At 66.0% G+C, this 16,823-nt stretch carries 13 protein-coding genes; 9 read left to right on the top strand and 4 right to left on the bottom strand.

Features of this window, described 5'->3' with window-relative positions:
- Positions 1-8: 8 nt before the first annotated feature.
- The 4 genes from QT386_RS18635 to QT386_RS18620 form a co-directional block, all read right to left on the bottom strand.
- The gene (locus QT386_RS18635) at positions 9-1,955 is read right to left on the bottom strand and encodes an alpha-1,4-glucan--maltose-1-phosphate maltosyltransferase (protein ID WP_289275253.1); all 1,947 of its coding nucleotides are present in this window, start codon (positions 1,953-1,955) and stop codon (positions 9-11) included.
- Between the two features lie 213 nt (positions 1,956-2,168).
- Entirely contained in the window at positions 2,169-2,459 is a 291-nt protein-coding gene (locus QT386_RS18630) for a hypothetical protein (RefSeq protein ID WP_289275252.1), read from the bottom strand.
- Positions 2,456-2,629, bottom strand: coding sequence for a hypothetical protein (locus QT386_RS18625; RefSeq protein WP_289275251.1), 174 nt, complete (start codon positions 2,627-2,629; stop codon positions 2,456-2,458). The genes QT386_RS18630 and QT386_RS18625 overlap by 4 nt, the downstream gene beginning before the upstream one ends.
- A 50-nt stretch (positions 2,630-2,679) precedes the next feature.
- Positions 2,680-3,363 carry a TetR/AcrR family transcriptional regulator gene (locus QT386_RS18620; protein ID WP_289275250.1) on the bottom strand — a complete coding sequence of 228 codons (684 nt, stop codon included), beginning with the start codon at positions 3,361-3,363 and terminating at the stop codon, positions 2,680-2,682.
- Between the two features lie 165 nt (positions 3,364-3,528).
- On the opposite strand from QT386_RS18620, the gene QT386_RS18615 reads away from it, so the two are divergent.
- From QT386_RS18615 to QT386_RS18575, 9 genes are all read left to right on the top strand, one after another.
- Positions 3,529-4,671, top strand: a complete 1,143-nt coding sequence (locus tag QT386_RS18615; protein WP_289275249.1) for an acyl-CoA dehydrogenase family protein — start codon at positions 3,529-3,531, stop codon at positions 4,669-4,671.
- An 88-nt stretch (positions 4,672-4,759) separates the two neighbouring features.
- The gene (locus QT386_RS18610; protein ID WP_289275248.1) at positions 4,760-7,768 is read left to right on the top strand and encodes a peroxisomal multifunctional enzyme type 2; all 3,009 of its coding nucleotides are present in this window, start codon (positions 4,760-4,762) and stop codon (positions 7,766-7,768) included.
- Positions 7,769-7,797: 29 nt separating this feature from the next.
- Positions 7,798-8,979 carry a lipid-transfer protein gene (locus QT386_RS18605; protein ID WP_289275247.1) on the top strand — a complete coding sequence of 394 codons (1,182 nt, stop codon included), beginning with the start codon at positions 7,798-7,800 and terminating at the stop codon, positions 8,977-8,979.
- A 69-nt stretch (positions 8,980-9,048) separates the two neighbouring features.
- Positions 9,049-9,366 (top strand): SCP2 sterol-binding domain-containing protein, encoded by a 318-nt coding sequence (locus QT386_RS18600; protein ID WP_289275246.1) that lies wholly within the window; start codon positions 9,049-9,051, stop codon positions 9,364-9,366.
- Positions 9,366-10,544: a S9 family peptidase gene (locus tag QT386_RS18595; protein WP_289275245.1), complete on the top strand. Its 1,179-nt coding sequence runs from the start codon at positions 9,366-9,368 to the stop codon at positions 10,542-10,544. The genes QT386_RS18600 and QT386_RS18595 overlap by 1 nt, the downstream gene beginning before the upstream one ends.
- Before the next feature lie 13 nt (positions 10,545-10,557).
- Positions 10,558-10,878 carry a DUF1330 domain-containing protein gene (locus QT386_RS18590; protein WP_289275244.1) on the top strand — a complete coding sequence of 107 codons (321 nt, stop codon included), beginning with the start codon at positions 10,558-10,560 and terminating at the stop codon, positions 10,876-10,878.
- Between the two features lie 66 nt (positions 10,879-10,944).
- Positions 10,945-12,039, top strand: a complete 1,095-nt coding sequence (locus tag QT386_RS18585; RefSeq protein ID WP_289275243.1) for a CaiB/BaiF CoA-transferase family protein — start codon at positions 10,945-10,947, stop codon at positions 12,037-12,039.
- Between the two features lie 194 nt (positions 12,040-12,233).
- The gene (locus tag QT386_RS18580) at positions 12,234-15,701 is read left to right on the top strand and encodes a pyruvate carboxylase (protein WP_289275242.1); all 3,468 of its coding nucleotides are present in this window, start codon (positions 12,234-12,236) and stop codon (positions 15,699-15,701) included.
- A gap of 21 nt (positions 15,702-15,722) precedes the next feature.
- Positions 15,723-16,790 (top strand): DUF72 domain-containing protein, encoded by a 1,068-nt coding sequence (locus tag QT386_RS18575; RefSeq protein ID WP_289275241.1) that lies wholly within the window; start codon positions 15,723-15,725, stop codon positions 16,788-16,790.
- Positions 16,791-16,823: the final 33 nt, after the last annotated feature.

The following is a 16,823-nucleotide window of genomic DNA, read 5'->3' as shown; positions in this document are numbered from 1 at the left end:
TGCCTTCCCTATGAGCGTGGCCGTATGCGCCAGATGGCGAACGGCAGTTCCTGCGGGATGAAACGCCAGTGCTGCATCTTCCCGAACCAGCTGAAGCGGCTGCCGCGCATCAGCTCCTCCACGTCCAGCACGCCATGGTCGGGCAGGCCGAACTCCCAGAGCGGCGCCTCGAACTGCGTCTCCTGGATACGATGCGGGTCGAGGCTTATGGCGCAGAGGATGAAGTTGCTGCGATCTGGCGTGGCCTTGCCGAAGTACAGCACCTGGTCGTTGAAGGCGTTGTAGAACTTCACGCCGAGGTGCGTCTGCAGCGCTGGATTCTCGCGGCGGATGCGGTTGAGCCGGGTGATCTCGGCAACGATATTGCCCGGCGCCTGCCAGTCGCGAGGACGGATCTCGTACTTCTCCGAGTCCAGGTATTCCTCCTTGCCATGGAGTGCCGCCGATTCACAGAGCTCGAAGCCGCTGTACATGCCCCAAAGGCCGGACAGCGTCGTGGCCAGCGCAGCGCGGATCATGAAGCCGGGTCGGCCCGAGGTCTGCAGGAAATAGGGATTGATGTCCGGCGTGTTGACGAAGAAATGCGGCCGGTAGAAGTCCTTGGGCGGCCCCTGCGTCAGCTCGGTAAGGTACTGGGTCAGCTCGCGCTTGTCGTTGCGCCAGGTGAAGTAGGTATAACTTTGCTGGAAGCCGATCTTGGCTAGGCGATACATCATCGCGGGGCGGGTGAAGGCCTCCGAAAGGAAGATGGCTTCTGGATGCCGCGAGCGGATGTCGGCGATCAGCCATTGCCAGAAGGGCAGTGGCTTGGTGTGGGGATTGTCGACACGGAAGATCTTCACGCCCTCGTCGATCCAACCCTGGATCACATCGCGCAAGGCCAGCCACAGCGAAGGCGTGGCGCCTTCGGCATAGAAGTCGACGTTGACGATGTCCTCGTACTTCTTGGGCGGATTCTCGGCGTAGCGGATGCTGCCGTCGGGGCGCCAGGAGAACCATTCGGGATGCTGCGTCAGCCAGGGATGATCCGGCGAGCATTGCACCGCGAAGTCCAGCGCCAGTTCCAGACCTTGCGCCTCAGCGGCCTCGCTCAGGCGGCGGAAGCCGGCGATTCCACCCAGTTGAGGGTGGACTGCTTCATGTCCGCCGTCGACGCTGCCGATGGCGTAGGGGCTGCCAGGTTCGCCGGGGCCCGCGTGCAGGGCATTGTTACGGCCCTTGCGATGCTTGAGTCCGATAGGATGGATCGGCGGGAAATACAGCACGTCGAAGCCCATCGCTTTGATCGCCGGCAAGCGCGCGATGACATCGTCGAAGCTCCCGTGGTGATGCGCATCCGATGCAAGCGAACGAGGAAACAGCTCGTACCAGCTGGCAAAGCCGGCGCGCTCGCGCTCCACGTCCATCACGAATTCTGCGTTGACCAGGAAGGGGCGGGAATCGACGGCCGCGACCTGCTGCGCCAACTCTTCGTCGAGCAGCAGCGCGACTGCATCCTGGGCGCCTTGCAGCTTGGCCAGCCAGGGCGCAAGTGCCTTGGCGGACGATTCCTTGGCGATCTGCTGCAGCAAGGCGATGCCTTCCTGGGTCTCGAGTTGCAAGCCCAGTCGGGCATCGCGCTTCTTCGACAGTTCGCTGCGAAAACCCTGCCAACGATCCAGCCAGGCTTCGATGCACCAACGCTGCGGGCCGAGGCCCAGCGGCACGATCACGGCACGCCAGCGGTCGTTACCCAGGATGCGCATAGGCACCCGTGCCTGCGGCGTCACCAGGCTGACGGCAAGTTGCGCATGTCCGTCGATGAAGATATCGGCCTCTACGGTCACCGCCTGGCGCAGGGTGGCCTTCGCCGGCCAGCGCCCTTCATCTACCTGGGGCGAGATGCGCTCGATGGCAATGCGCGGAGCGCATACCGCTTCCACGACCGATGCGCCGCCATTCCTGTTTTTTGTCATTCGTTCTCCTGCGGCAGTGGGCATGCAGACACCCCGCTTGCCGCGCCAGGTCTGGGACCTTGTCAGGCAAGGGGCGGGCCAAGGAAAAAGATCAACGCTTACATATGGATGCAATCATGGTCGGCCGATGAGCTTCGATTGGCCGGTGCAACTTGCATGGGCGTTCATGCAGCCTGCATGGCGCTGCGAGCACGATTTCAACGCAAGGACGACTCAGCGAATGGACGCGGAGGGCATCCAGTTCCAGATATCCGGTTGCGATTCCAGCCAGGCGTGCGCGGCGAGCTTGTCGGCATGGCTACTCTCATCTATCGAGAATATCGGGCCGAAATCCTGCTGGTCTGCGGTCACCGCATGGCCGGCACGTTGCGCCTGGTCCTTGAGGAACTGCATGTAGCCAACGATATTCTGGTCGTAGGCCGCGGCCGCATCAGGTTCTTGCGGCTGCAGTTTCAATGCCATGGCGCGATGTGCCGGCAGATGCACGACGATGGTGGTCGTCATCGTCTCGCCTCAGGTTCCTGTGCCACGGCATCGTCGGGCAGCGGTGGCGTGCTGTCGACTTCAATGGGCGGATTCAGTGGGGGCTCCTGTGGATGCACAGGAGGATCCTTCACCGGCGCAGGCTTGCGTGAATCCTTGATGCTCGGGTGACGTTCCTTGTCGCGTGCCATGAGGGCTCCATACCGAGATGCCCATTTGGACCGCCCGCAGCGGCCAGGGTTCAGCCTACGGTTTCCAGCACACGATCCCAGGATGCCGGTCGCGGCGGTGGGCTGGTGATGCCCTTTCGGGCGCGCAGGATCGGCGATGCCTGGCGCACCCAGCCGTCGAGTTGCGAGCGGATCACCGGCTTGCTCAATAGCGTGGCCTGCAGACCGAGCCCGCTGAGCAGGCAGCTGAGCTGCAGGAACATGTCGGCCGGCCGCAGTTTGGTGCCGCTGGTTTCGAAGTAGTAGTTGGCGGCCGGCTCGAACAGCGCCATCACGCGCCGCAGCATCGCGCCCAGCGCCTGCGCCAGTTCCTCGTCGCGCTGGCTGGCGGCCACCAGCTCGCAGTAGGCGCGGTAGAGCGGGGTGGCGAACATCTGCTCCCAGCAGGCATCCACCAGGGCCTGCAGGCGATTGTCTTCCTCCGAGATGGACAGCAGCAGTGTGCCCAGGCGGCGGTAGGTGCGCTTGAGCAGGTCTTCCGAGGCATCCAGCAGCAGGGCCTGCTTGCTGGGGTAGTGGTGCACCTGTGCGCCACGCGACACGCCGGCGCGGCGCACGATGGAGCTCAGCGTGCTGCCGGCATAGCCGTCTTCCGCCAAGCTTTCCAGCGTGGCGGCGAGCAGGCGCTTGCGCATGGCCTCGCTGCGCTCTTCCTGCGTGCGCCGGCGCGGCTTCTCGGTAATGGCGGTTTTCATGGCGGGCGCGATTCTGGACATCCCGGACCCTCTCGGCAAGAACTTTAATGCCATTAAAGGCTTGGCCCGCGGCCCTCGCGCCACGGTTGACAGCCCTTCCGGCTGGACCACTATGATACAGTCCAGACTGTATGTAAATGATCCATTTCCTTCCGGAGCCCCCTGATGATCCCGCGTAGCCTTTTCACGGCCGAGCACGAAGATTTCCGCAAGACTGTCCGCCGCTTCTTCGCCGAAGAAGTCGTCCCGCACCGCGAGGCCTGGGAGGCCCAGCAGCATGTGGACCGCCAGCTCTGGAACAAGGCCGGCGAAATGGGCCTGCTCTGCGTGACCATGCCGGAGGAGTTCGGCGGCCTGGGCGTGGACCGCACCTACAGCACGATCCTGATGGAAGAGCAGTCCTATGCCGGCGATTCCGGCGTCGGCTTCTCGCTGCATTCGGACATCGTGGCGCCGTACATCAACAACTTCGGCACCAAGGAGCAGAAGGCCCAGTACCTGCCGCGCATGGCCACCGGCGAGCTGGTCGGCGCCATCGCCATGACCGAACCCGGCACCGGCTCCGACCTGCAGGCGGTCAAGACCACCGCCGTGCTCGACGGCGACGAGTACGTGCTGAACGGCTCCAAGATCTTCATCACCAACGGCTATCTCTGCGACCTGGCCATCGTCGTCGCCAAGACCGGCAACTCGGGCGAGGGCGCCAAGGACATCTCGCTGCTGCTGGTGGAAGCCAACACCCCGGGCTTCAGCAAGGGCAAGCCGCTGCGCAAGATCGGCATGCATGCGCAGGACACCTGCGAGCTGTTCTTCAAGGACGTGCGCGTGCCCAAGGCAAACCTGCTGGGCGGCAAGGAAGGCATGGGCTTCATCATGCTGATGCAGGAGCTGGCCTGGGAGCGCCTGATGATCGCGATCACCTCGATCGCCGGCGCCGAAGCGGCCATGAAGCACACCCTGGAATACACCCGCAACCGCAAGGTCTTCGGCAAGCCGGTGGCTTCCTACCAGAACACCCGCTTCAAGCTGGCCGAGATGAAGGCCGAACTGGCCATTGGCCGCGTCTACGTGGACCGCTGCGTCGAGCTGGTGGTGAAGAAGAAGCTGGGCGTGGACGACGCCGCCACGGCCAAGATGTGGACGTCCGACCTGATGTGCAAGGTGATCGACCAGTGCCTGCAGCTGCACGGCGGCTACGGCTACATGCTGGAGTACCCGATCGCCCGCGCCTGGGTGGATTCGCGCGCGCAGCGCATCTACGGCGGCACCAACGAGATCATGAAGGAGTTGATCGCCAGAACGCTGTAAGCGTTCCGGCTCACACATCCCTGCGCAAGACCGGGCTATCCGTGGCCCGGGTTTTCAAAACAAGACAGAGAGTTCTGGAGACGCTTCAATGGCAGATCAGCTTCGCTATGACGGCAAGGTCGTCATCGTCACCGGTGCCGGCAATGGCTTGGGCCGGCAGCATGCGCTGATGTTCGGCGCGCGCGGCGCGCACGTGGTGGTCAATGACCTCGGCGGCAACATCCACGGCGGCGGCAAGTCCTCCGCGGCGGCCGACAAGGTGGTCGAGGAGATCAAGGCGCTCGGCGGCCAGGCTGTGGCGAACTACGACTCCGTCGAGGACGGCGCCAGCATCGTGAAGACCGCCGTCGATGCCTTCGGCACGGTGGATATCGTCATCAACAACGCCGGCATCCTGCGCGATACCAGCTTCCACAAGATGACCGTGGACGACTGGAACCTGATCGTGCGCGTACACCTGAACGGTTCCTTCGCGGTGTCGCATGCGGCCTGGCCGATCATGCGCGACAAGGGCTACGGCCGCATCGTGATGACCACCTCGGCGGCGGGCATCTACGGCAACTTCGGCCAGGCCAACTACTCGGCGGCCAAGCTGGCGCTGGTGGGCCTGTCCAATACCCTGGCGCAGGAAGGCCGCAGCAAGAACGTCCACGTCAACACCATTGCCCCGATCGCAGGCAGCCGCCTGACCGAGACGGTGCTACCGCCGGAACTGATCGACGCGCTAAAGCCGGAGTACGTCAGCCCGCTGGTCGGGTGGCTCTGCCACGAGGACTGCAAGGAGACCGGCGGCCTGTTCGAAGTGGGCGCCGGCTACCACGCCAAGCTGCGCTGGGAGCGCACTCGCGGGCACTCCTTCAAGATCGGCCGTGGCTTCGGCCCGGAAGAGGTGGCCAAGAACTGGGCCAAGGTCACCGACTTCAAGGACGGCGAGTACCCGACCAACATCAACGAGTCGATGGCGCCGCTGCTGTCCAACATGAGCGCGAAGTCGCTCGGCGGCAACGAGTTCATCGACCTGGACGAGGCCTCCAAGTCGGAGGTGACGCTGGATTCCACCTACGACCAGCGCGACCTGGCCCTGTATGCCCTCGGCGTCGGCGCGGCCAATAATCCGCTCGACGATAAGGAACTGGCCTACGTCAACGAGCTGAAGGGCGACAAGTTCTACGCGCTGCCGACCTACGCCGTGATGCCTCCGATGAACGCCATGCTGGCGCTGGCCAAGGAAGGCAAGCAGCCGGTCAAGGGCTTCAACTTCGGCTTCGAGCGCGTGCTGCACGGCGAGCAGTACACCGAACTCAAGTATCCGCTGGCGCCTAAGGGCAAGCTCAAGAGTACCTTCCGCATGAAGGCCGCCTACGACAAGGCGCCGCATGCCGTGGTGATCATGGCGGTGTCCACCACCGACGAGACCGGCGAGGAAGTGGCCTACAACGAGATCACTACCTTCGTCCGCGGTGCGGGCGGCTGGGGCGGTGACCGCGGCCCCTCGCAGGACGTCAACGTGCCGCCGGCGCGTGAGCCCGACGCGGTGGTCGAGGAAAAGACCGACCCCAACCAGGCCCTGCTGTACCGCCTGTCCGGTGACTGGAACCCGCTACACGTGGATCCGGCGTTTGCCAAGGCCTTCGGCTTCGACAAGCCGATCCTGCATGGCCTGTGCACCTATGGCCATGTCGGCCGCCACGTGATCAAGAGCTTTCTCAACAACGATCCGCGCCGCTTCAAGAGCATCAAGGTGCGCTTCGCCGACAGCGTGTTCCCCGGCGAGACCCTGGTGACGCGCATGTGGAAGGAGTCCGAAACCCGCATTGTCTTCGAGACCAAGGTCAAGGAGCGCGACAAGGTCGTCATCAAGGGCGCGGCGGTGGAGCTCTACGAGCAGATCCCTCAGCGCAAGGTGGCCGCCAAGGCCGTTGCCGCCACGGCGGCACCGGCCGCCGCCAGCGGCCCGGTATCGGCCGACGTGTTCGCCGCGATCGGCAAGCACCTGGTCGCGACCAAGGGCCTGGGTGACCAGATCAAGACGGTGTTCCAGTTCCAGCTGAAGTCACCGGATTCCAGCTGGTACCTGGACCTCAAGTCCGGCAATGGCGAGGTCAAGCAGGGCAACGCAGCCACGGCCGACGTCACGCTGGAACTGAGCGAGGATGACTTCATCGCCATGTCCACCGGCAAGGCGGATCCGAACAAGCTGTACTTCGGCGGCAAGATGAAGGTCAGCGGTAACGTCATGGCCTCGCAGAAGCTCGGCTTCCTGCAGAAGCTCGATCCGAAACTGCTGGCGGAGGCCATCGCAGCCCGCGCCGGTGCCGCACCTGCCGCCGCTCCGGCGGCAGCGTCCAGCGGCCCCAACTCGTCCGACATCTTCGCGGCCATCGGTAAGCACCTGGCGGCCAACAAGGGCCTGGGTGACCAGATCAAGACCCTGTTCCAGTTCAAGCTGACCGGCCCGGACAGCGCCTGGCACCTGGACCTGAAGTCCGGCGACGGCAGCGTGAAGCAGGGCGATGCCGCCAGCCCTGACGTGACGCTGGAGCTGAGCGAGGATGACTTCATCGCCATGTCCACCGGCAAGGCCGACCCGAACAAGCTGTACTTCGGCGGCAAGATGAAGGTCAGCGGCAACGTCATGGCCTCGCAGAAGCTCGGCTTCCTGCAGAAGCTCGATCCCAAGCTGCTGGAGGAAGTGGTGAAGGCACGGGGCGCCGGCGGCGCAGCGGCGCCCAAGGCGGCGGCAGCCGCGGCACCGGCGGCGGCAAAACCCGGCCGTGGCGGCGAGATCTTCGCCGCCTTGCAGCAGCGCCTGGGCAGCGACCCGAAGGCAGTCAACGGCCTTAAGGGCCAAGTGATCCGCTTCAACCTGAAGAGCCCCGAGGCCAGCTGGCTGGTGGACCTCTCCGGCCCGGCTCCGAAAGTGGAGCAGGGCGCGGCAGGCGAGGCGAGTGCCGTGTTCGGTATCGCCGACGAGGACCTGGTGGCCCTGGTCAAGGGCGAGGTCCAGGTACGTGACCTGTACCAGCGCGGCAAGCTGCGCGTGGACGGCGACGTCCGCCTGGCGCAGGAGCTGTCGGTGCTGAACAAGCTGATCTGAACCCACCCGAACGAGAACCGGAGAAACAAATGAAACGTCGCGTCAATGTCATCGGCGTGGGCATGACCAAGTTCGCCAAGCCCGGCGCCAGCCCCGAGTACTACGAGATGGCGAAGGAGGCCGGCACCAAGGCGCTGGCGGATGCCGGCATCGCCTACAAGGACGTGCAGCAGGCCTACGTCGGCTACGTCTACGGCGACTCCACCTGCGGCCAGCGCGCGGTCTACGAGCTGGGCCTCACGGGCATCCCCGTGGTCAACGTCAACAACAACTGCTCCACCGGCTCCACCGCGTTGTGGCTGGCGCGCCAAGCCATCGAAAGCGGCGCCGCCGAGTGCGTGCTGGCGCTGGGCTTCGAGAAGATGGAGAAGGGCGCGCTGGGCAACAAGTTCGACGACCGTGAACCGCCGATGGGTCGCCATGCCCAGGTGATGATCGACGTGCAGGGCATGAGCGCCGCACCACCGGCCGCCCAGATGTTCGGTGGCGCCGGCCGCGAGTACCGCTTCACGCACGGCACCCGGAAGGAGACCTTCGGCAAGATTTCCGAGAAGGCCCGCGATCACGCCAGCCGCAATCCCTATGCGCTGTTCGGCCAGAAGCTGACCCTGGCGGAGATCATGGCCTCGGAAGAGGTCTTCGATCCACTGACCCGCTTCCAGTGCTGCCCGCCAACCTGCGGCGCCGGTGCCGCGATCCTGTGCTCCGACGAGTTCGCCAAGAAGCATGGCATCTCCAAGCCGGTGTACATCGCCGCGCAGGCCATGACCACCGACTATGCCAGCAGCTTCGACGAGCGCAGCCTGATCAAGATGGTGGGCTACGACATGACCAAGGAAGCTGCCCGCCAGGTCTACGAGGCCAGCGGCATCGGCCCCGAAGACGTGCAGGTGGTGGAACTGCACGACTGCTTCACGGCAAACGAGTTGCTGACCTATGAAGGCCTGGGTCTCTGCCCGGAGGGTGGCGCCGAGAAGTTCATCTGGGACGGCGACAACACCTACGGCGGCAAGGTGGTGACCAATCCTTCGGGCGGCCTGCTGTCCAAGGGACATCCGCTGGGCGCCACGGGCCTGGCCCAATGCACCGAACTGGTCTGGCAGCTGCGCGGCACCGCCGATGCACGTCAGGTGCAGGGCGCCAACATTGCCCTGCAGCACAACCTCGGCCTGGGCGGCGCCTGCGTCGTCACGTTATACCGCAGGGACTAGCTCACTTTCATGGGAGCGACGCGAGCCGCTCCCACATCAACACTTTGCTTACCAACCTGGAGTATCCCCATGAGCGCCTCCGCGTTCCTCAAGAAGCTGCCCGCCGCCTTCAATGCCGATGCCGCTTCCGGCACCGACTGCACCATCCAGTTCAACATCTCTACGCCAGCCCATGTCGTCATCAAGGGCGGCAGCTGCAGCGTGGTCGAAGGCACCGCCACGGCCTCGGACCTCGCCGTAACGATGGAAGACGACGACCTGGTCGCGCTGCTGAAGGGCGAGTTGAACGGCATGACCGCCTTCATGACCGGCAAGCTGCAGGTCGACGGCGACCTGATGCTGGCCCAGCGCATGGGTAACTTCTTCGACGCCTCGAAGCTGGCCTGATGCCGGCTTCTGCCACCGCGGCAGAGGTCTGGTGGCAACGCCTGCCGGAGGACTTCTTCCGGCAGGCGGACGGCACCGAACTCGACGCCGACCATCGCTTCAAGGTCGGCGCGAGCGCTGCGCTGGACCGGGCCCTGCGCTCGGTGCTCGGGGTGGCTGTCACCGCGGCCCTGGGGCGCAGCTTCCTGACGCCCGAACGCATCCACGAGCAGATGCGGCTGATGCAGCCGCACCAGCTGCTGGCGGATACGCATGACAGCGAGGCGGTCTTCGGCCGCTCACGACAGGGCGTCCACGTGGAGCAATTGAAGCCCCGTGTGATGTCCTACCGACCCTTCGGGGTGAATTACCGACTGCTGCGCTTCGACAGCGGCCATCAGCCACTGAATCCGGAGCTGGCCCAGCGCTACGCGCGCAGCTTCCGCAACCGCAGCGGCTATGCCCAGTACTGGTTCCACCGCGGCAAGCCGCGGCCGACGCTGGTCATGGTCCATGGCTTCGGCGTGGACGCCTACTGGTTCAACGCGCAGATGTTCTCGCTGCGCTGGTTCTACAAGCAGGGCTACGACGTCCTGCTCTACACCATGCCCTTCCATGGCTACCGGGTGGAGCGGGGCGACTGGTTCAGCGGCTACGGCCTGTTCGCCAATGGCTTGCCCTGCTTCAACGAGGCCATCGTCCACGCCGTTCGCGACCTGCGCGTGCTGCTGGACTTCCTGGAGCGCCGCGGTGCGTCGAAGATGGGCGTGTCCGGGCTGTCGCTGGGCGGCTACACCTCGGCGCTGCTGGCGACGGTGGATCCGCGCTTGGCGTTCTGCATCCCCAACTCCCCGGTGGCGAGCATCGTGGACATCGCGCGCGAGTGGCAGCCGACCGGCTCGCTGATGGGCGCCACGCTGGAACGGGCCGGCGTCAGCCTGGTCGAACTGCGCCATGCTCTGGCGGTGCACAATCCGCTGACCTATGCGCCGAAGATCGATGGCGACAAGGTGCTGGTGATCGGCGGGGCGGGCGACCGGTTCACGCCGCCGCGTCACGTGCGCCTGCTGCACGAGCATTTCCCCGACAGCCACCTGCACTGGTTCCCGGGCAATCACCTGTTGCACCTGCATCAGGGCAAGTACCTGCGTCGCATGAAGGTGTTCATGGACCGGCATTGCGGTCTCGATGGTTTCTGAGAAGGAGCGCCTCATGAAGTGCTATGCCGTGGCCGAGATCGTCGTTACCGACCGTGCCTGGGTGAAGGACTACATCCAGAAGGTCACGCCCATGGTGGAAGCCCATGGCGGGCGCTACTTGGCACGCACGTCCATGCTCGAGAAGCTCGAGGGCGAGCGCCCGCTGCCGCATACCTTCCTCATCGTCGAATTCCCCTCGCGCGAGGCGGCCCACCGCTTCTACCAGAGCCCCGAGTACAAGCCGTTCCGCGAGCGGCGCCTGGCCGGCTCCACCGGTGACTTCGTGCTGGTGGAAGGTGAGGACGCCAGCCGGGTAGCACGCATCGCCGACTAACGATGCGATCATGCCGCCTGCTTTCCTAAAATCCACTGTTCTGAGCCCCATCCCATTGGAGTCCCCATGTCGCTGAACCCCCTCCTGGCCGGCATCCGCGTGCTGGACCTGTCGCGCCTGCTGCCCGGCCCCTTCGCCACGCTCTATCTGGCCCAGCTCGGCGCCGAGGTGATCAAGATCGAGGAGCCCAATGGCGGCGACTACGCGCGCCTGACGCCGGAGATGTTCGAGGTGGTCAACGGCGGCAAGAAGTCCGTGACCCTGGACCTGCGCAAGGTCGAGGACGTGGCGGCGTTCAAGGAGTTGGTGAAGAGCGCCGACGTGGTGATCGAGTCCTTCCGCCCCGACGTGATGGGCAAGCTGGGCTGCGACTACGAGACCCTGCGCGCCATCAACCCGAAGCTGGTGTTCGCCTCGCTGACCGGCTACGGCCATACCGGCCCGTACCGCAACCGCCCGGGCCATGACATGAACTACCGCGGCTACGCCGGCGAGCTGAGCCAGACCGGCGCGGCGGGCGATGCCCCTTCCGCCGGTAACTTCCAGGTGGCCGACCTGGCCGGCGGCGCGCTGACCTGCGTGGTCGGCATCCTGGCGGCCGTGATCGGCGCCCGGGCCTCGGGGCAGGGCAGCTTCGTGGACGTAGCCATGATGGATGGCACCCTGGCCCTACAGGTCCTGACCCTGGCCGGCATGCGCAGCACCGGCAAGCCGGCGCCGCGCGGTGGCGACATCCTGTCCGGCGCCACGCCCAACTACCGCATCTACGAAACCGCCGACGGCAAGCACATCGCCTGCGGCGCGCTGGAGTACAAGTTCTTCGCCAACGTTTGCCAGATGGTCGGACGTCCGGACCTGCTGAAGATGCCCTTCGCCGTGGGCCCCAAGGGTGAGCCGCTGCGCCAGGGCCTGGCCGAGCTGTTCAAGTCCAAGACCCGCGACGAGTGGGAAGCCCTGCTGGCCGACGGTGATTCCTGCGTCTCCGCGATCCTGGACATGGACGAGGTGCTGGCCAACCCGCAGGTGCAGGCCCGCGGCATCGTGCAGCAACAGAACGGCAAACCGGTATTCGCCAACCCGATCCAGTTCAGCCACGCCAAGACCCTCAACGGTCCCAGCCCCAAGCTGGGCGAGCACAACCGGGAAATCCTGGGGCGTTAGGTGTGAAAGGCCGGGGTGACGCCGTCCATGGCGGAGCCCCGTCAGCCTGAGGAAGTCATGCCCGGGCCGCTCGTAGTCCGGCGCTCATGGAACGGATGTACACCGGGTATCCGTTCCACCTCTCCCAATGGGTGGTGCGACTGGCACGGAAGCTGTTTATCCTTCCAAGGCTCATCAGAAGGAAAAGCCTCACCATGCCGAACTCCCGCCCGTTCAAGCGCCTGCTCGTCGCCAATCGCGGCGAGATTGCCATCCGCGTGATGCGGGCGTCCGCTGAGCTCGGCATCGAGACCGTGGCGATTTACTCGGAAGAGGATCGCTTCGCACTGCACCGTTTCAAGGCGGACCAGAGCTATAAGGTGGGGCAGGCGGGCAAGCCGCTGGCGGCCTACCTGGATATCGAGGGCATCCTCGCCGTGGCGCGCGAAGCTGGCGTGGACGCGATCCACCCGGGCTACGGCTTCCTCTCCGAGAACCCCGACTTCGCCGAGGCCTGCGCCCGCGACGGCATCGTCTTCGTCGGCCCTTCGCCGGAGGCCATGCGCCGCCTCGGTAACAAGGTGGCGGCCAAGCAGCTGGCCGACAGCGCCAACGTACCCACGATCCCAGCCACCGGCCCCCTGCCCAAGGACGACGCGGCCATCATCAAGCTGGCGGCCGGTGTCGGCTATCCGCTGATGTGCAAAGCCAGTTGGGGCGGCGGCGGCCGCGGCATGCGCGCGATCGAGTCCGAGGCCGATCTGATCACCTCGGTGACGGCCGCACGGCGCGAAGCCGGCGCCGCCTTCGGCAACGACGAGGTCTATCTCGAGAAGCTGATCCGCCGCGCCAGCCACGTGGAAGTGCAGATACTGGGTGACCGGCACGGCGGCCTGGTGCACCTCTACGAACGTGACTGCTCGGTGCAGCGCCGCCACCAGAAAGTGGTCGAGCGCGCCCCGGCGCCCTATCTCGAGAACGACCCGGCCAACCGCCAGGCCCTGTGCGAGGCGGCGCTGCGCATCGGCCACGCGGCGCAGTACAGCAACGCCGGCACGGTGGAGTTCCTGTTCGACCGTGACAGCGACAAGTTCTACTTCATCGAGGTCAATCCGCGCATCCAGGTGGAGCACACCGTTACCGAACAGGTGACCGGCGTGGACCTGGTGAAGGCGCAGATCCTGGTGGCGGGCGGCGCCAGGCTGGGCACCCCGGCCTCCGGCGTGCCGCCGCAGGACCAGATCCGCCTCAGCGGCCATGCCCTGCAGTGCCGCGTCACCACCGAGAACCCTCAGAACGGGTTCCTACCGGACTATGGCCGCCTGCTGGCTTACCGCAGCCCGGCTGGCTTCGGCATCCGCCTGGATGGCGGCACGGCCTACTCGGGTGCGGTAATCGGCACCGCCTACGATTCGCTGCTGGTGAAGGTCACTGCCTGGGGCGCGGAGTCCGACGAGGCGATCTGCCGCATGGACCGCGCGCTGCGCGAGTTCCGTATCCGCGGCCTGTCCACCAACCTGCAGTTCCTCGAGAACGTCATCGCGCACCCGCTGTTCAGGTCCGGCGAGTGCACCACGCGCTTCATCGACGAAACGCCGGACCTGTTCAAGTTCCCGGAGCGCCAGGACCGCGCTACCAAGCTGCTGAGCTACCTGGGCGACGTGATCGTCAACGGCCAGCCTGAGGTACGCAGCCGCGTGCGCCCGGCCAGCATGCCGGTGGCGCCGCTGCCGCGGACGCTGCCGGGCACGGTGCCGGGCGGCAACAAGCAGCGCCTGCAGCAGCTCGGCGCCGAGGGTTTCGCCAAGTGGCTGCGCGAACAGCCGCAGGTGCTGTTCACCGACACCACGATGCGCGACGCACACCAGTCGCTGATAGCCACGCGCATGCGCACGCACGACATGGTCCGCATCGCGCCGTACTACTCGCAGCTGCTGCCGCAGCTGCTGTCGCTGGAATGCTGGGGCGGCGCGACCTTCGACGTGGCCATGCGCTTCCTGCATGAGGACCCCTGGGCGCGCCTGCGCGAGCTGCGCAGCCGCATGCCGAACATGTTGTTGCAGATGCTGCTGCGTGCCTCCAACGCGGTGGGCTACAAGAACTACCCGGACAACGTGGTACGCCACTTCGTCGCGCAGGCGGCAAAGGAAGGCATCGACGTCTTCCGCATCTTCGACTCGCTGAACTGGGTCGAGAACATGCGCGTGGCGATCGACGCGGTGCGCGAGACCGGCGCGCTGGCCGAGGCGGCGATCTGCTACACCGGCGACGTAATGGCCAAGGGCCGCAACAAGTACGACCTCAAGTACTACGTCAGCATGGCCAAGGAGCTGGAAGCCGCCGGCGCCCATATCCTCGGCATCAAGGACATGGCCGGTGTCTGCCGTCCCGAGGCGATCCGCCTGCTGGTGAAGACGCTGCGCGAAGAGACCGCGCTGCCGATCCACTTCCACACGCACGACACCAGCGGCATCAGCGCCGCCAGCGTGCTCGCGGCGGCCGAGGCGGGCTGCGACGCGGTGGACGGTGCCATCGGCTCCTGGAGCGGCCTGACCTCGCAGCCCAACCTGGAATCCATTGCCGCCGCGCTGAAGGACGGCCCGCGCGACACCGGCCTGGATACCCAGGCACTGCGTGAGATCTCCCGCTACTGGGAAGTGGTGCGCCAGACCTATGGCGCCTTCGAAAGCGAGATCCGCAGCGGCACCGCCGACGTCTACCGTCACGCCATGCCCGGCGGCCAGTACACCAACCTGCGCGAGCAGGCGCGGTCGATGGGCGTGGAGCATCGCTGGCCGGAAGTGGCCGAGGCCTATGCCCAGGTCAACGAGCTGTTCGGCGACATCGTCAAGGTCACGCCCACCTCCAAGGTCGTGGGCGACATGGCGCTGTACATGATCAGCTCGGGCATCACGGCCGCCGATGTTGCCGACCCCGCAAAGGACATCAACTTTCCCGAGTCCGTCGTGGAGTTGTTCCGCGGCGAGCTGGGCCAGCCGCCGGGTGGTTGGCCGGCTGCGCTGCAGAAGAAGATACTCAAGGGCGCCGCGCCCAGCACCGCGCGTCCGGGTGAGCACCTGCCGCCGCAGGACCTGGATGCCGCCCGCCGGGAAACCGCGGCCGTGCTCGGCACCACCGCCGCCAGCGAGACCGACGTGGCCTCCTGGCTGATGTACCCCAAGGTCTTCACCGAGTACGCCCAGCATCGGAAGAACTACGGCGACCTCAGCCAGCTGCCGAGCCAGCAATTCTTCTACGGCCTGGGTGAGCACGAAGAGCTCAGCGTGGACCTGCAGAAGGGCAAGACCTTGGTGATCCGCTTCGTGACCACCAGCGCTGCCAACGACAACGGCGAACGCAAGGTGTTCTTCGAGCTCAACGGCCAGCAGCGCGTGGTCAGCGTCACCGAGAAGTCCCACGCTGGCGCCTCCAAGCAGCGCCGCCGGGCCGAACCGGGCCAGACCAGCCATATCGCCGCGCCGATGCCGGGCGTGGTGGTCAACGTGGCTGTAAAGGACGGCCAGAAGGTGGAGCTGGGCGATCCGCTGCTGGCGATCGAGGCCATGAAGATGGAGACCCTGCTGACCGCGCCCTTCGCCGGCACGGTGAAGGAAGTGGTCACGCCCAAGGGCACGCGCATCGAGGCCAAGGACCTGCTGCTGGTGATCGAGCCCGCCGAGTAGGGCTCGGGGTAGTATCGGCGGATGCAGGACTCCCTGTTCCCCGAAGACGATCCGCCAGCGGAACCACCACCGCCGCCCGCCCGCAAGCGCGGGGCCAAGGTGCAGCCGGCCGCGCACGATCCGGCCTTGCGCAGCCTGGCGGCCACGCTGCCGCCGACACTGCGGCTGGGCACCTCCTCCTGGACCTATGCCGGCTGGATCGGCACGGTCTGGGAGCAGGAATACTCCGACTCCATGCTGTCGCGCCACGGCCTGGGGGCCTACGTGCAGCATCCGCTGTTCCGCACGGTGAGCCTCGACCGGGCCTTCTACCGCCCGCTGGACATCGGCCAGTACGGCGCCTACGCGGCGCAGGCTCCGGAAGACTTCCGCTTCGTGGTGAAGGCACCGAGCCTGGTGGCCGACGCGCAGGTGCGCGATGAGTCGGGCAGGGGATTGCAGATGAACCCCCAGTTCCTCGATCCGGCCCTGGCGCTGCGCAGCTTCGTGGAGCCGGCCACCGAGGGCCTGGGGCGCAAGCTCGGGGCACTGGTGTTCCAGCTCAGCCCCTTGCCCGGCCACCTGCTGCTGCGCATGCCGGAGCTGGTGGACGGCTTGCATGCCCTGTTGCGGGCCCTGCCGCGGGCCCCGGGCGTGGCCGTGGCGGTGGAGGTGCGCGACCGGGAGTGGCTGACCCCTGCCTTCGTCGCCGCACTCAAGGACACCGGCGTGACCTACTGCATGGGCCTGCACGCCAAGATGCCGCGCATCGACGAGCAGTTGCCGATCCTGCGGGCGCTGTGGCCGGGGCCGCTGGTCTGCCGCTGGAACCTGAACCCCCTGCACGGCGCCTTCGGCTATGAGAACGCGGCACGGCTCTACGAACCCTACGACCGCCTGCAGGACCCGGACCTGGCCACCCGCCAGGCGCTGGCGAAGCTGATTGCCGGGGTGACGGGGAAAGGGCAGCCGGCCTACGTTACGGTCAGCAACAAGGCGGAAGGCTCGGCGCCGCTGTCGGTGCAGGCGCTGGCGGAGGCCGTGAGGCTTGTCGGGGAAACCGGAGGAGGTACCGTCGGAACCAGCAGGCCGATGGGAAATACAACCTAGGTATTTTCCTACACTGGCTGCTAAAGCCGCCTG

Origin of the sequence: Solimonas sp. SE-A11, assembly GCF_030345715.1 — a bacterium.
Taxonomy (GTDB): Bacteria; Pseudomonadota; Gammaproteobacteria; order Nevskiales; family Nevskiaceae; genus Solimonas_A.
This window is presented reverse-complemented; position numbering and strand designations above follow the sequence as displayed.

Excerpts from the sequence above, each read along its gene's own strand:
- QT386_RS18630 (WP_289275252.1), bottom strand. The coding sequence starts at position 2,459 with ATGACGACCACCATCGTCGTGCATCTGCCGGCACATCGCGCCATGGCA.
- QT386_RS18575 (WP_289275241.1), top strand. The coding sequence starts at position 15,723 with ATGCAGGACTCCCTGTTCCCCGAAGACGATCCGCCAGCGGAACCACCA.
- QT386_RS18590 (WP_289275244.1), top strand. The coding sequence starts at position 10,558 with ATGAAGTGCTATGCCGTGGCCGAGATCGTCGTTACCGACCGTGCCTGG.
- QT386_RS18605 (WP_289275247.1), top strand. The coding sequence starts at position 7,798 with ATGAAACGTCGCGTCAATGTCATCGGCGTGGGCATGACCAAGTTCGCC.
- QT386_RS18625 (WP_289275251.1), bottom strand. The coding sequence starts at position 2,629 with ATGGCACGCGACAAGGAACGTCACCCGAGCATCAAGGATTCACGCAAG.
- QT386_RS18585 (WP_289275243.1), top strand. The coding sequence starts at position 10,945 with ATGTCGCTGAACCCCCTCCTGGCCGGCATCCGCGTGCTGGACCTGTCG.
- QT386_RS18610 (WP_289275248.1), top strand. The coding sequence starts at position 4,760 with ATGGCAGATCAGCTTCGCTATGACGGCAAGGTCGTCATCGTCACCGGT.
- QT386_RS18615 (WP_289275249.1), top strand. The coding sequence starts at position 3,529 with ATGATCCCGCGTAGCCTTTTCACGGCCGAGCACGAAGATTTCCGCAAG.
- QT386_RS18635 (WP_289275253.1), bottom strand. The coding sequence starts at position 1,955 with ATGACAAAAAACAGGAATGGCGGCGCATCGGTCGTGGAAGCGGTATGC.
- QT386_RS18600 (WP_289275246.1), top strand. The coding sequence starts at position 9,049 with ATGAGCGCCTCCGCGTTCCTCAAGAAGCTGCCCGCCGCCTTCAATGCC.
- QT386_RS18595 (WP_289275245.1), top strand. The coding sequence starts at position 9,366 with ATGCCGGCTTCTGCCACCGCGGCAGAGGTCTGGTGGCAACGCCTGCCG.
- QT386_RS18580 (WP_289275242.1), top strand. The coding sequence starts at position 12,234 with ATGCCGAACTCCCGCCCGTTCAAGCGCCTGCTCGTCGCCAATCGCGGC.
- QT386_RS18620 (WP_289275250.1), bottom strand. The coding sequence starts at position 3,363 with ATGAAAACCGCCATTACCGAGAAGCCGCGCCGGCGCACGCAGGAAGAG.